The organism is Kitasatospora sp. cg17-2 (genome assembly GCF_054031055.1).
On record NZ_JBSSXW010000002.1, the window covers coordinates 25057 to 39911 of the forward strand.

The 14855-nt window shown below is 68.5% G+C and carries 6 protein-coding genes and 1 pseudogene; all 7 read left to right on the plus strand.

All coding sequences use genetic code 11. The features are described from left to right. The first annotated feature begins 67 nt into the window (after positions 1-67). Complete coding sequence (locus ACW14Y_RS40845) at positions 68-3694, plus strand: hypothetical protein (RefSeq protein ID WP_456988497.1); 3627 nt, start codon at positions 68-70, stop codon at positions 3692-3694. Positions 3695-6368: 2674 nt separating this feature from the next. Next, positions 6369-7316: a ParA family protein gene (locus ACW14Y_RS40850; RefSeq protein ID WP_380304646.1), complete on the plus strand. Its 948-nt coding sequence runs from the start codon at positions 6369-6371 to the stop codon at positions 7314-7316. A gap of 58 nt (positions 7317-7374) precedes the next feature. Continuing rightward, on the plus strand, positions 7375-8772 hold the full coding sequence (locus ACW14Y_RS40855; protein WP_456988500.1) for a hypothetical protein: 1398 nt from the start codon (positions 7375-7377) through the stop codon (positions 8770-8772). 717 nt (positions 8773-9489) lie between these two features. Beyond that, entirely contained in the window at positions 9490-9963 is a 474-nt protein-coding gene (locus tag ACW14Y_RS40860) for a hypothetical protein (RefSeq protein WP_380304650.1), read from the plus strand. Between the two features lie 405 nt (positions 9964-10368). After that, on the plus strand, positions 10369-12783 hold the full coding sequence (locus tag ACW14Y_RS40865; protein WP_456988502.1) for a hypothetical protein: 2415 nt from the start codon (positions 10369-10371) through the stop codon (positions 12781-12783). Between the two features lie 101 nt (positions 12784-12884). Continuing rightward, on the plus strand, positions 12885-14165 hold the full coding sequence (locus tag ACW14Y_RS40870) for a MarR family transcriptional regulator (RefSeq protein ID WP_456988504.1): 1281 nt from the start codon (positions 12885-12887) through the stop codon (positions 14163-14165). Continuing rightward, positions 14162-14822: pseudogene (locus ACW14Y_RS40875) on the plus strand (bifunctional DNA primase/polymerase); the annotation flags it as partial. The gene ACW14Y_RS40870 and the pseudogene ACW14Y_RS40875, both read left to right, overlap by 4 nt. Positions 14823-14855 lie beyond the last annotated feature (33 nt).

Here is a 14855-nt window from a genome sequence, read left to right on the forward strand (position 1 = left end):
GGGCACGACACCCGGCGGTGCATCCGCACCAGTGAGACGGATGCAGTCCGGCCGATATCGTGGTCCGGTGACCCTCGATGGCGTATCCCCCAGTGATGTCGACCCCGCCCGGCTGACGCCCGGGTCCCCGATCGCCAAGGCTCTGACCGACCTGGGCGTCAACGGAGTTCGGGCCTTGGGGCATCTGCGGGACGCCCGGATGATGCTGTCCGAGGCCGCCCGCTGGGAGCAGCCGTACGAGGGGGTGATGGCGTCGTGCCGGGCGGCGATCGACAGCCTCTTCAAGGAGGCGGGCCGTGACTTCGAGGGGGTGTTCGACGCTCAGGAGCGCGCGTATCGGGAGCTGCAGGTCTTCCTGGGTCGCGCCGCCGGGAAGCCGGTCCGGCCGGCCGGACCGCTGGACGCGCTGCTGGCCGCCGTTGATTCCGTGCAGGAGATGCCGACGTTCCTCGACCCTCGATCAGGTCTTGGCGCCGCGGTGAGGAAGCTGCTGGCGGTGCCGGCGCAGTACCGCCCCGATCCGAAGGCCGGGTTCGAGGCCGTCACCGTGCTGCTGGCCCTCATGGCGCCGATGACCGCGCTGCCGGCCGACGCCGAGGAGCAGGAGCCGCTGCTGGCCGCCCTCGCCGCGGTCCGGGCGGCGCACGGGCAGAGCACGGCACGGCGTACCGAGCCAGCACAGGCCGACGGCGGCGATGACCTGGCGGCCCTCCGGGAGGCCTTCGCGTACTGGACCCGCGAGCGTGAGGACAAGGGCGGCTACCGGCGGCGCCAGATCGAGCACCTGGTCCAGAAGCTGACCCGGGAGGCGCCCGGACCGGGTGAGGCCGAGGCGGTCCGCCTGTGGGGCCGGTTCTACGCGGACGCCTCGGGCGTCCTGCACGGCGGGCAAGTCGACGGCGCCGAGAACGACAGCGGTGCCGACGCCGCACGCCGGCTGCTGGAGGAGATCGTGCTGCACGTCGAGCAGCTCGTCCTCGGCCTGCCCGCGCTGGCGCCCGAACTGCTGCGCCTGGTGCGGCTCCGGGCTCCGTCGGCGTCGGACGTGGAGGCGGTGCGGCGCTGGCACCAGCCGCGTCAGGTCCGGTACTTCTTCGAGCACGCCGAGTGCCCGCTGTGGCTGGACGCGCTGACCGTGGAGCGGCTGCTGCCCGAGCCGGGCCGGTGGCCGGCCGAACCGTACCTGCGCCGCATCGCGGGTGCGGATCCGCAGAAGGCGCTGTCCTGGCTGACGGCGAACCTTCCCGCCTTCACCGGCGCCGGCGCCGGGGCGCTGGCCGGACTGGTACGCGTGGCGCGCACCATCGGCGCTCCGTCGTCCGATCTGGTGCGCGCCGTCTCCGAGCAGGACGACCACCTCGACGCCCTGCTGCAGCACCTCGTGGGCTGGCTCCACGACATCCCCGCGCCCGAGCGCGACCAGGCGTGGGTGGACGTCACGAAGAACGTGCTGCTGCGCCTGTTGGTGCGGCCCGGTGGCCACCTGTGGGAGATCCAGCAGGGCCTCCTCCAGCTCCAGGCCGCGGTGTTCCCGCCGTTGGTCGAGCAGAACCCGGTCCTGCGGGTGGCGGTCCGCGCGGTGCTGGCCAAGGCGCTCGGAGCGGCGCTGGCGGCGGAGGACCAGGAGCTGCCGTGGGGCGAGCTGGACCTGGTCGGCGATCTGCGGGCGCTCGTCGTCGCCGACGACTTCGGCCCGTCCGCGACGCGGCTCGCCGCCCGCGCCGTACTCGACTACGCCCGCACCGAGTCGCACCACGGCACGGCCCTCGGAGAACGCACCGCGCAGTGGGAGAGGACGGCCGCCGGGCGGTCGGCCGACCGGCTCACCGCCGTGCACCTCCTGGAGGTCCCGCCGACACCTGAAGCCGAGGAGGCGTGGTGGGAGCGGGCGTTCGGCGTTGCCGCCGGTCTCGGCGCGGTGGTGCGGGTGAGCGACGACGTCGTGGACTTCGTCGCCAACGTCGTGGAGCACTGCCCGCACGACTCCCGGGACCACCTGGAAACGGTCCTGGCCGGCGCCTTCGGCTCGCCGCCCGAGCCCGCCGACCTCGCCGCGGCGCTCGAGGCCACCGCCGCCGGACAGTTCGGCCGGCTCGCACCCGTGTGGTGGGTCGTGCGGGCGTTGTCCCCGGTACTGCCGGCCCCCGTCCTCGAGCCGTGGCATCCGGTCGTCGACGCGCTCAACGGCATCGCCGGCCCGCCCGACCGCCGGCCCGGGCCCCTCTTCCGGGTGGACGACGGATTCCTGGACCGGCTCGCCACCGCCGCCCGGGAGATCGGCGCCCTCGCCACCGCCCAGGGGGTGGGCGCCGCCGCCCGCGCCCTCGCGGCCCGCCGCCAGAAGGACCTCTCCGACGGCTACGCACGCAGCGTTCTTGGCCGCGTCGTCGCGGCCGACCCCGCCCTGTGGGCGTCGTGCATCCCGGACGCCGTGGAGGGCCTCGACGACGCCGGTCTGGCCTGCGCCTACCTCGCCGCGGTGCAGGCGCAGTGCCAAGCCGAACCGTGCCCCCTCCCCGACTGCGGCACCGTGATCGCCCAGGCCGCGCGAGCCGCCTGGGACCTGCTGCCCGAGGTCACCCGCTCCCACCCCGACGACCGCGCCGGGCTGGAGCTGACGCTGTGCCTTCTCGTCCGCGGCGCGTGGACCGGCGGCCACGACCTCGACGCTCTGGAGGACGTCGTGGTGGCGTGGTTGCTCGGCGCCGCGGCCACGTGGACAGCCCCTGCCCGCGCCCAGGAGGACCGGCCGCCGGCCGTGGCCGGGCACCTGGACGCACTGATCCACTGGGGCCTGGCCCACACCGGCCCGGACAGCGAGCTGCCCGAGCAGCTCGCGACCCTGCTCACCGCCCTCCTCGACGCCGAAGCCGACGACCGCGCCCTGGCCGTCATCGGCACCCACCTGCCCGACCTCCTCCAGCGGGCACCCCAGTGGACCGCCGACCACCACGCCCTCCTGTTCGGCCTCGACCATCCGTCCCGGCCCGTCCTGACATGGCTCACCCACCAGAACGCGGACACCGCCACCGTGCTGACCGTCGTCCGCCAGCTCGACCGGGCCGGCCTCGCCGCCTACCTGCGCGGTGACGACCCGGCCGCCCAGGTCGTACGGATCTGCGCGGTCCTCCTGATCGCCCTGCCCGAAGAGCTCGGCGGCCACGACGCGTTCCTGGGTCTGGTCGCGGTCGGCGACGGCGCTCCGAGGGCGTTGTCCCGGCTGCTCCACGACGTGGCGTGGTCACTGCCGCGCAAGGCAAGCCGCACCAACGGCCCGCTGTTCGAGCGCGGGATCGCGATCTGGCGCGCCGTGCTCGCCCTCGACCCGTGCGATCCGGCCTCGCTCGTGGGAGCCGGCCAGTTCGCCTTCACCGAGGCACTGGACGACACCATCTGGCTGGAGCTCACCCTGACCACCGTCGAACGGACCGCTGCTTTGTCGGGCGCCGACGCTGTCGCCCGGCGCGCCGCCCGCCACCCCGATTCCCCCACCGCTCGCGCCGTCGTGACCCGCCTGCTGCCGCTGTGCGACGACACGGTCGCGAACGACCTCCCGCCCTACCGGCGCCAGGCGATTGCCACGGCTGGCATTGCGTTGTGGAGGAGCGGGGTGCCGGGCGGCGTACGGCGCACGGAACTTGGCGATGCTCTGGTACAGCACGCTGGTTTCCTGGAGGCCGCCGAAAGCGCGTGACCAGGGGTCCTATCGTCATTGCGCCTCGACAGCGCGGACCCGTCCCAGCAGCCCCAGCTGCCGGAAGCGTCAGACCGCCGCTACATCAGTACAGGTCGCCGATGGCCACGTGGTGGCGAGAGCCAGCCGACGGGCGGACCGGCCTCGACGGTGGGCCGGCCACTCCGGACCGGATCGCCTGGGGTACTCGGGACCACCATGACCGAACCACGGTAGCTCCACAAAGGTCGGCTTGGAGAAACCTCAGGCCAGATGCGGGGATGACTGCGGAACTGCACTGTCTTGTTGGCCGCTGAGTGTGAGGAACTCGACCAAACGTGGTCCGAGCTCAGCGTCAAGGATGGCCCCGGCCAGCCGCACGCGAATCTCGGCTCCGCTAGCCGAACCGTCGCGCCAGCATAGCGGGGTACGACGTACGGTCAGGCATCGTGAGCCGCAGATCGGATTCCGGGCGTGCCGCCATCAGAGCGCTGCCTACCCGCAGAAGCTACGCCGCTCGTGGATTCATGGATCTACGCGAACCTGTCGTGGAACGGTTGCAACTGACCACCCCTGAGAAGGACCAGCTCACGCAACGGCCGCCGCACCACCTCCACCGGCATGGTTGCTGCTCGGTTCCGTAGGCCTAAGCCAGCTGACCAAACCCACCCTCTGCCATGTTCTGGCCGTCCCAATTGCGGCGTCAACTGCCTTCTCCAGCATCAGACCTGCCGCTGAACTCGCTTCACGGTCACGTACACCATGCCCTGCGTCGCCTTTTCAGCAACCTAATGACCCATCGCATAGCACAACCCAGAATCGCGCCTTGAACTGACATTCAAAAGATGTCCACTGATGACTGTCACAAAAGGTCTGCACCATCCAGCCAAAAGATTGCAACAACTTGCCAGCTGTCTAGTTAGATCAGAGACTGCAATGCAAATCACCCCTCCATTTACAGCCCTCCGTTTGCATACTTGTATTTACTTCCAGAATAGCCTCTTCCCCTTCGTACGAACCATGCCTCACGGTGCCGTCGTCACGTTGACGACTATTTCTAGATAGACTGTCGCGCAAATGGAAATAGTTCAGTGCGGACTTTTCATTGTAACCAACAACCTACACAGCGCGGCATCTGATATGCCGCTCCAATTTGCTCCCTAGAGGCCATATTCTCTACATGGCGCCTTCGCAAGCCACCTTTCATATTGCGATGACTAGGCGGATATTTGCGCCCATTCGCCGACCTAACAACAATGCCGCCAGGGAAAGCATGGAGTCCGGTTGCTCACTACTCACACAACGCAACCCGCCAATGTCTGCGTCTACTTTATGCAAAGTATCCTCACACGCACTGTCGCAGCTTGGCAGCCCATCAACTCCATGTGCTTCCAGGCTAATCTGAACTACACCGTTCCTCAACATCCCAAGGAACTTCAACACCTCAGCCGATACGGACTTTCTCCCACTGCGTCACACCCGCGCATATTCATGCCTATCCCATAACCTCACGACAGGCACTTTGAATATCACACATCACTTGCCAGGAACCCTCACCACTAAACCCACCCCCTTACTCGACTCTGTCGTTGTAGGCAGTCTTGTAGGTACTTCTGTAGGCACGGCGGTAGGTCTGTAGGGATCTAGGTAGGGATCTAGGTAGGGATGCATCTATCCATCTGTGTAGGCGCACCCGTGCTGACGCTCACGGCGTCGTCCCTTCCGGTCGGCTCACGGTCGGCAGTATCTACTGTCCTCCCGTCATGCTCTAGTGCTTAATGCCCCCTGCTTTTCCACTTCAACCTCCCTTTGTTCCTCATGTCCCTTCGTTGCGCATGTGTGCCTTACAGACTTACTCCACTCTCACATGCATCCCATATTTCGACTGCGCCTTACCGTCCATTTACCGACCCAGCAGCCTTACTTTTTACATGTATGCCCGCTCAGTCACCCGCGCTCGTCGTCTCTGTATGTTGCGCCCACATCTCTACTTGCACATCTGCTCCTCGTACTACCTGCGTGACTTCGCCTTTTACGACTTGCCACCTCACCTACCCTTAGTGACAACGAGCTATTAGAGCCGCTTCGCTTGTATTGATGAACTCAACGACTCTTTGACCCTCAACTGCAATAGCTCATGAATCAGTTATTCAGCGCGCGCATTGTTACTCCAAACCTCACTGCCACTCACCTAGCTGCTGTGCACGAGGCCTAATGGCCTGCCAGTACATCCATTGCGGTCAGTGTTAGAGCAACCTCACGGCTTGTTCTCTAGCCCGAACAATCACGCCATGACCACACGCGCTCATACCTCACGCCCCGTTGCCTGCTCTGGTCACAGGTCGCCTCCAGCTCACCCATAACAGGCTGGCCTCAGTGGCCGCAGGGCAGGGGGAGCTGGTTCGTCCGACCCGCTGGGCCGACTGCAACAACCGGGCACTAGTGGACATAACCGACAACCGCTCACCTCCCAGGTCAACACGCCGACACATCCCAGTCCACCAGCCCAAGCGAAACTGCTAGGGTCGTGTTGCGTCGTAGCATCCGGGCGCGGTGCACGGGCTTGAGTTCACCTCAGGCCAGTTCCTCTTGTGCCTGCTTGTCCCAAATTGGGTACGACGATGCCCCCCTTGCAGGCGCGGAACTTGTTGCGACGCAGCCTGACGCAACCAAACAAGAGGTCACGAAGGTGCAGATGGACACTCAATCGGATGCCCTGCCGGACGAGGACACCAGATCGGCAGACCGTCCGATCACCGTCTTCGCCATCGCAAGCCAGAAGGGCGGCATCGGCAAGACCGTCTCCACCGTCAACATCGCGACCCGGCTCGCGATGGCCGGCTTCGACGTTGCCATCATCGACCTGGATCCCCAGGCCCAGGCCGGCGAGGCCATCGGCATCGAGCTCAAGGGCGAGCGGATCTTCCGGTCCCTCGGTCTGACCTTTCAGCACAAGCTGCAGAACCTGCCTGTCAAGGCCCTCACGGACATCTGGTTCGACCAGAGTCACCTGTTGCAGGAGTTTGAAGAAGCAGGCCGTCTGTACCTCCTCGCCTCAGAGGAGAGCACGATGACTCAGGCTCAGAACGCACTCATCACGCAGCCTTACAGCACGACGCCCATTCTCCGCAGGATGATCCTCTCCGACCTCCGCGGACTGGTTGACTTCGTACTCATCGACACGCCGCCCTCCATGTCGTCACTGAACGCGATCGCGTACGCTGCTGCCGACTTCGTGATCACGGTGCTCAATCCCCAACGCCAGACCGTCAAGGGCGCTCTCGTTATCAAGCCGACCGTGGAGAAGGTCCGTGAGCTCACGCAGGGTGAGTGCGCCCCCGAGTTCCTCGGTGTCCTCCTCAACGACTCCAATCCTGAGTCCAAGTGGACAACGCAGGACGTGTTCGTCATAAACGGTATGGTCAAGGCAGGCCTGATGCCGTTCGTCACCGACATCCGCACCGACGTTCGCATCTCGGACTGCTTCGGCCCTGCTGGCCCTGTGGTGGTTCAGTTCCCGAACCACGCGCCCGGAAAGCGCTACACCCAGTTGGTCGAGGAGATCCTGCATCGGATCGACCACCCGCAGGACGAATGGGCCATCGCAGATGCTGCGGAACCACGGGAGGTGGAGAGTGTCTGAGCGGCGCGCTAAGAAGGCTGCAGGCTTGAGTGTCAGCCCTGCATCACGCCGACGGACCGTGACCCAGCGCGGTGCGGACGTGTTCAGCGAGGCAAATGTCGACGAAGTCGTCAACAGGTCATACGTCGGTCAGGGTGCTGCGGCCGCCTCCGTAGAACCCGACCCTGAGCTGCCTCCCAACGTGGTACATCTCCATGGCCACGAGCCGAACCTGTCTCTTCCGAGTCAGGTTTCTACTGCGGCTAAGCCTCAGAGCCCGGCTGTCCAGGCCCCGGCGGTGCAGGCCCCGGTCGTCCAGGCCCCGGTCGTCGAGACGCCGGCGGTGCAGGCCCCGGTCGTCCAGACCCCGGTCGTCGAGACCCCGGCTGTCGAGACGCTGGCGGTGCAGACGCCGGCGGTGCAGGCCCCGGTCGTCGAGACCCCGGCTGTCCAGACCCCGGCGGTGCAGGCCCCGGCTGTCCAGACCCCGGTCGTCGAGACCCCGGCTGTCCAGACCCCGGCGGTGCAGGCCCCGGCTGTCCAGACCCCGGCGGTGCAGACCCCGGTCGTCCAGACCCCGGCTGTCCAGACCCCGGCGGTCCAGACCCCGGCTGTCCAGACCCCGGCGGTGCAGGCCCCGGTCGTCGAGACCCCGGCTGTCCAGACCCCGGTCGTCGAGACCCCGGTCGTCGAGACCCCGGTCGTCGAGACCCCGGCTGTCGAGACGCTGGCGGTCCAGACCCCGGCTGTCCAGACCCCGGTCGTCGAGACCCCGGCGGTCCAGACCCCGGCTGTCCAGACGCCGGCGGTGCAGGCCCCGGTCGTCGAGACCCCGGCTGTCCAGACCCCGGCTGTCCAGACGCCGGCGGTGCAGGCCCCGGTCGTCGAGACCCCGGCGGTCCAGACCCCGGCTGTCCAGACCCCGGTCGTCGAGACCCCGGTCGTCGAGACCCCGGTCGTCGAGACCCCGGTCGTCGAGACCCCGGCTGTCCAGACGCCGGCGGTGCAGGCCCCGGTCGTCCAGACCCCGGCCCCAACGCTCCGAGCGGTGATCGATGAGTCCTGGGCTGAAAGCAACATGGATCTGAAGTTGCAGAAGAACTCCTGGGAAACCATCCCTTTCCGCTTCTCGCCTGACCTAGTGAGGGCTCTCAACGAGCGGGTCGCCACCGATCGAGACCTTCACGGGAGGTCCTACACAGTCGCGCAGTACATCGACGCGGCAATGCGCCAACACCTTCCCGCTGATCTTGATGGTCAGTTGGCCATCGCAGAGGCCTTCTTCATGCGCCGCAAGGGAGACGTCCCTGCTGGCAAGCAGGCCAGCCACCGCGTAAGCCCCCAGGTTCACTCCGTGGCTGCGAAGCTCCCAAATGATCTTCGCAAGGCCGGCAGGGCGCGAATGGCAGTCCACGTCTACTCCGCCGCGCTCGATCTGTTCATGTCCGACATCAACGAGGCAGAACCCCTGCCGTGAGTCGCCTCGGTGACTCTGCCCGATCGCCTCAGGAGCACCGCTCTTAGTGCAACAGCAGTACCCCTGACTGCCCACCAAACCGTGGCCCGTCAGGGGTACTGCTGTTACCTGTACCGACATTCGAACATCACGCACCGATGGTGCACTCAGACAATGCCCGCATCCCGGGCGCTTTCCTGCATTGCAGGATCGTTCACCACTGCCCGACTTCGCGCCGCATCCTCCCGTCCCAGCGCAACACACGGCCACAGGTGCCTCTGCCTCCGCCTGTCTCCAATCACTCGAACCCCTTCGCCGTTGTAGTTATCTTTGTAGCTCTGTAGCTATCCACCCATCCTTCTCTGTAGGCATGTCAGTATGCAGGCACGACCTAACGGCAATTGAGGCTCGCACTCACTCCGCCGCACCCTAGGCTCATCCGACGGCCTCCAGGACAGTGCCGACTCGGATACTGCTCTGACTTTCCCTGGTGCCAGCTGGCCCCGGTCAAAACACCACGCAACTCTGGGGCGAGATGTAGCAGGCCAGCTCAAGCGTGGGGATTTCGATAGGTAGTGACACGACGTGACACGGCTCAGCATCTAGCGAGCCGACGAATCGGGCATCCAACGCCAATCCGCCACGCCCAGGTGATGCGACGTGACATTCCCACCTGCAGATGCGCTAGTCTGCTCTGAGCTGGGATTGCTATATCCACACCAGGGAAGGTGACGTTCGTTGAGCCGGCGCATTACCCCCGCTTCACTCGCACGAGCCGCAGACGTCAATCGGGTCTGGGCAAGCAAGGCCATCGAACTCGGCCTAATGAACCCGGAGCACTTGGACGGTGACGACGTCATCGTTCTTCGAGTCTTCGCAGTCGCCGACCAAATCGTCTGGCCCGGAGATCGTCGTTCACGCAGCGAAGCCAGGAACATGGCGATCTGGCACTCGGTCGTGGTGAGCACTGCTCGCGATGCTCTCAATGATGCTCAGTTCAACAGCACGAGCCTCTTGTGGGTCACAAAGGACGGCGTCAAGGTCACCCACACAATGGCCGAGGCTCTTGTGCTCCTGAGCGATGCTTCATGGTCCACCCAGTGCTCTTTCCACATTCCGATCGGGGTCTGGGTTGCTGAGCTTCCGGATGGCTTCAGCCTTCCCTCACGAATCGTCACCGATCCAGCGCATGTGCAGGAACTACTTCTCTAGACCGGGGCCCCATCGCCACGCCTTCGCGTCCTCATCACTCAAGAGCCGCGACTAAGCAGACGCTTTCGTTACAAGGCATCAGCTACAGAGCCCTCTTCCTCTTCGACGCATCTGGTCGACGAGGAGCCTCTTGGAGCCATGGGCAGGAGCTCCGGCACCCTACAGCCCCCCTTCACGCACCAATGTGCCCGCCACATCGTCGCCTCACAGCCCATCGCCGCGCACAACGGGGCCTCTCGCAGGATCACGTCCCCCGCCAAAGCAATCGAGAGAGGTGAGCCAGCTCCCTAACTGAACACACCTTCCCGGCTGAATATCAGACCACCTGCCGGGCGGTGATGGGTGTTTGCCTATTTCTCTCGACCGGAGCACATCATAGCTACCCACTCGAGGGCTGGCTCAGTCATGCCTGAATTCAGTTCATCTGCGTCGGCATCCCCTGACTACTTCGCACCGTTGCCAGCCTCTTTCCCTGCCGATCCCACCGCATCGCGGCGCAGCGCACCCAAGAGTCCTCTGCTGCTGACCAAGGTCATGCGTGACCGTCTTCGGCGCGCTGTTCGCTTTCTGCTGGACAGTCCGGAGCTGACCGGTCTGTCCGATGCGGCCCGTCTAGCTGCGCTCGTTCTCCTGGCGAAGTCTCCCGTGATCCGTTGTGGTGTCAAGATCCGCCAGGCGGAGCTCGGGCGTTGGCTCGGGGTCGGAACGTCCCACATCGAGCACAACGTCCTGCCTGTGCTGCGCCGGGCGGGCGTGGTCGAGTCCCGGGTCACCACGGACGACTTGGGTCAGGTCACCGGGTTGGTGTGCGAGCTGACGGCGCTTCGGGCTGCCCGTGCGGCCGGCGGTGACCATCCGCTGCGCCTGCTGCGCCGGGACCTCGCCACGCTCCTTCGGTTGTGCGAAAGGGTGCTCGGTCCTGGTTGGGCGCCGAAGGACGGGCCGGTCACCGAGCCGGGCCTGCTGGCCGGCCGTCAGGGCCCTGGCGCTGCTACGGATCGTCTCGCCCTCCTGTTGCTTGTCCTGCAGACCCAGAAGAACGGCCGGGCCTCGCTGATCGGTGGGTCGGTCGCGCGCGGTCGTGGACGGTGCGCGGCGACCGTCGCGAAGCTGCTGGGGTGCAAGGTGGGTGGTGGCGCGAAGGTTCTTGGCCGTCTGGTGCGGGCCGGCGTCGTCGTGGTGTGCCGGGAGGAGCTCGGTTCGGGGCTTCTGGGCAAGAGCCGGTTGCTGGTTCCCGCGGTGGCTTCCGCGCACGGCGTGGCGCTGGCGGTTCCCCGTCCGCGGAAGCCCGTTGGTCGCGTCCTGGGCGGCGTCGCTGACGACGGCCGGCCGGAGGGTGAGGCGCCGGACACCGCTGCGCCGCGGGACGGTCTGGCGGCTGGTGGCGGCTCGGAGGAGGAGGTCGACGAGCGCGCCGCTGGTGCGGTTGGCGATCATGGAGCCGGTGTTGCGTCTGATCCCCTTGCGGCGCCCGGGTCTGCTGCGGGTGATGAGGCGTTGGAGCCCGGTGTTGCGGTGCGCGCCGGTGGTGCGGGGCTCCACGCTCCCCACGCGGTGGTGGTTACTGATGGTGGTGTTGGTGCTGGTTTGGTTGGTGGTTGTTCCGGCGATGCCGGTGGGGGTGAGCCGCCGCGGCGGGTTCGTGCGCGTGAGCGCGAGGACCGGCCGGGCCCGCTGCGCGGGGAACAGCCGGTTTTCGCGTCGTCGGAGTCGGTGCCTAGGGAGTTGGCCTGGGTGGTGGAGCCGGTGGTGTGGCTGTGGTCCCACCTGCCGCGGCAGGGCCGCCGCGAGTTCTTGACTTCGCTGGTGGTGGGGGAGCTTGAGCGTCTGTCGGGTCTGGTCGGCAGGGAGCGTGCCGGCAGGGCGCTGCGGGCGCGGTTCGTTCGTCGGATGGGTCAGCAGGGCTCGGCTCCGGTGGCTGATCCGGTCCGCTGGATGCTGAGCCGCGGGCTTCGGCAGCGTGTCGACTGCTGGTCGGAGCTGTGCGACGAGGGCGTGCGCATCGACTCGGCGGCACCGTGCGCGAGTTGTGAGTCCGATCACGGGGATTCCCGGGCAGTGCGGGGCGCGGTACTGCGGGACCTGACCGCCAGCGGGCGACGCGTGGAGCGCGGTGAGCTGGACGCGGCGGTCCACCATGCCGTCCAGGTCCAGGCGGCGACCGCGGCCGTGCGCCGGGAGGGCAAGCTCCGGGTCCAGGCTCAGGCGGCGGCGGCCCTTCAGCTGCGGCGGGACGAGGCGCGGCTGCGTGAGGAGCAGCGGTTGGCTGTGCCGTGCGCTGGGTGCGGGTTGCCCGGGGTGGCCGGGCGGTGTGCGGTGTGCGGGTGGCGGGCCGAGGTCGTTGAGCTGCTGACGGAGGTTGTCGACCTGGTGGTGGCCGGCGGCGGGGGTGAGCGGTCGGCGGTGGAGCGTCGGTTGCGTGCCGGTCTCGAGCAGCGGGCGGCTGAGACGCTGGCCGTGGGTGCGGACGAGGGTGAGGTGGCGTTCGCTCGCTGGAGCGCCGCCCGGGACCTCCTAGAGGACCGGCGCCGTGAGGTCCTCGAGCGGCTCGGTGGCTGCGTCGAGGTCGAGGCGGAGGTGCGGGCCGTGGTCGCCGCGGAGTGCCGGCGGCTGGCCGGGACGGGCGATACGGGCTGGGTGCGCGCGCAGGCAGCGGAGGCCGGGGAGGCCTCTCGCGTCCGGGCTGCGCAGGCCCTCCTGGAGCAGCGGATCTCAGATGCGCGGGGGCAGCGGGCGGTCGCGCGTGAGCGGGTGGACTGGGGGGCTCGGCTGGCAGGGTGGGCGGTTCGGCCGTTGTCGGAGGAGGTGCGGGCGGCGTGAGCGGGCGGACGGCAGGACGGCGGCGCTCGCACTCCGAGGGGCGTTCTGATGGCTCGGCAGGACCGGGTCGGCGGCGTGCGAGTTGGCGGCTCACGGCGTGGGTGGAAGGGCTTCCGGGGCTCTCGGTGCGGGCGCGCCGGCTGCTGCTGGAGGGCGATGTCGAGGGCCGCTACCACGGGCGCAGCGGTGGTGACAGCGGTTACCGGCTGACGATGGCGATCGCGGTCGCGGTCAGCCAGCCCGGCCGGGAGTGGACGCCGGCGCAGTGGTGGGAGGCGCTGGTCCTGCGCCCGACCGCGGGTGGGGCGTGGGCGCGGTCGCTGCGGACGTCGAAGGGCGATCGGTACGCCGAGGCGAAGCTGGGCGAGATGCTGGTGCGGGCGCGGCGGTTCGTTGGCCGGTCGGGTGCCGTGACGTGCCGTGCGGATGCGCTGGTGGAGATCGCGCGGGTGCGCGAGGCGGTCGAACGGACGATCTGGCGGGGGACCTCGGGTGGCGTGGACGAGCGGCACCTGGCGGCCCGTCTGGAGCTGGCCCAACGGGCCGGCGGGCTGGAGCACCATGTGTCGGTCCGGCAGTTGGCCGAGCTGATCGGGTGCGCCCGCTCGACGGCGGAGGCCAGCAACGAGCGTCTGGAGAAGGCGGGCTGGCTGGTACGGCGGTCCTCGCAGGGCGGCCCGCACGCGAGCGGGGCGTGGACGCTGCGGATCCCCGCCGCTGCCGGTGACGACGCTCGTGCAGCGCCGGGACACCCCCCAGCCCAGGGAGGGAGGGGGGCGGGAGGTGACCCGGGAATGCACACCGCGGTGCCGGCCGGGCGCGACACCCTGTCACTGGCGAGGATCCAGGCCCACGACGCCTTCCACCACCACGCTCACGCCGGCACGGGCGCGAGGCTGCTGTCATGCCTGGACCCAGTCGAGGGCCGCAGCCCGCAGGACCTGGCGGCCGCCCTGGGCGTGCACCGCACCACCGTGCGCCGGCGCCTGGACCGGCTGGCCGCGGACGGCCTGGTCGTGGAGGCCGACGGCCTGGTCTACCTGCCCGCCGCGCTCACCGGCCACCTCGGTGTCCAGGCGGACGAGGAACTGCTGGACCGGGCCGCGCAGGAGAGGGGGACCGCCGGCCGCGGTGAGCAGCGCCGTGAGGCGCACGCCCGGCAGCGGGAGGCGTACCGGATCCTGCTGGACCTGCGCGCGCGGCGGCGGGAGGAACGCAGGGCGCCGGCGCGGCCGCCGCTTCGGCTGGTGCCCGAGGGCGTGGTCGACCCGGTGTCCGGTGAGCTGCTGGACGACGCGTGGGCCGGGTGGGACGTGCGTGATCCGGGCCGGCCGGTGTGGGTCGGTGCGCCGGAGCGGGGCGTGCGGGCGGTGAGCGCGTGAACCGGGGCCTGGAGTTGGCGTTGCGGTGCGCGCAGGTGGGGTGGTGGGTGCATCCGTTGGTGCCGGGAGCGAAGGTCCCGGTGCGCAACTGCGGTCGGTGCCGCGTGTCGGAGCCGGGGGAGCGGCCGGGGTGCGGGTTCGCGGGCGCCGGGGTAGGTGCGTGCGGATGCCTGGTGGCGGGCCGCTGGTGCCACGGGGTGGCGGCCGCGACCACGAGCCGCGAGCTGATCGAGCGGTGGTGGCGCGGGCGGGATCTCGCGGTCGGTGTGGCCGCCGGGCCGTCCGGGCTGGTGGTGCTCGACCTGGACGACCACGGACACCCGCTGCCCGAGCGGGAGTTGCTGCTGCCCGGGATCGACCTGGGGGACGTCCCGGAGGCGGAGCGGGTGCCCTCCGGGGTGGACGTGCTTCAGTTGTTGTGCCGGGTCCGGCGGGCCGAGAGCCTGTTGCACACGCCCGCCACCCTCACGGCGTACCCCGTCGGGCGGGATCCACCTCTGGTACCGGGTGCCGGCGGGGCAGCGTTTCACCGCGCGGGCGAGCCGCCTCGGATGGCAGGTCGACGTGCGGGCCGGCTGGTCGACAGCGGCTGCGCCCGGCACCGTCACCGCGTCGGGCCGCCACGAGGTCGTTCCTCCCGGTACCGCCCCGGCGCTGCTGCCGCGCTGGCTCACGCTGGAGCTGGCCAGG

What these genes read in the sequence shown, in the direction of transcription:
- ACW14Y_RS40850 (WP_380304646.1), top strand. Translation starts at nt 6,369, where the DNA reads ATGGACACTCAATCGGATGCCCTGCCGGACGAGGACACCAGATCGGCA.
- ACW14Y_RS40865 (WP_456988502.1), top strand. Translation starts at nt 10,369, where the DNA reads ATGCCTGAATTCAGTTCATCTGCGTCGGCATCCCCTGACTACTTCGCA.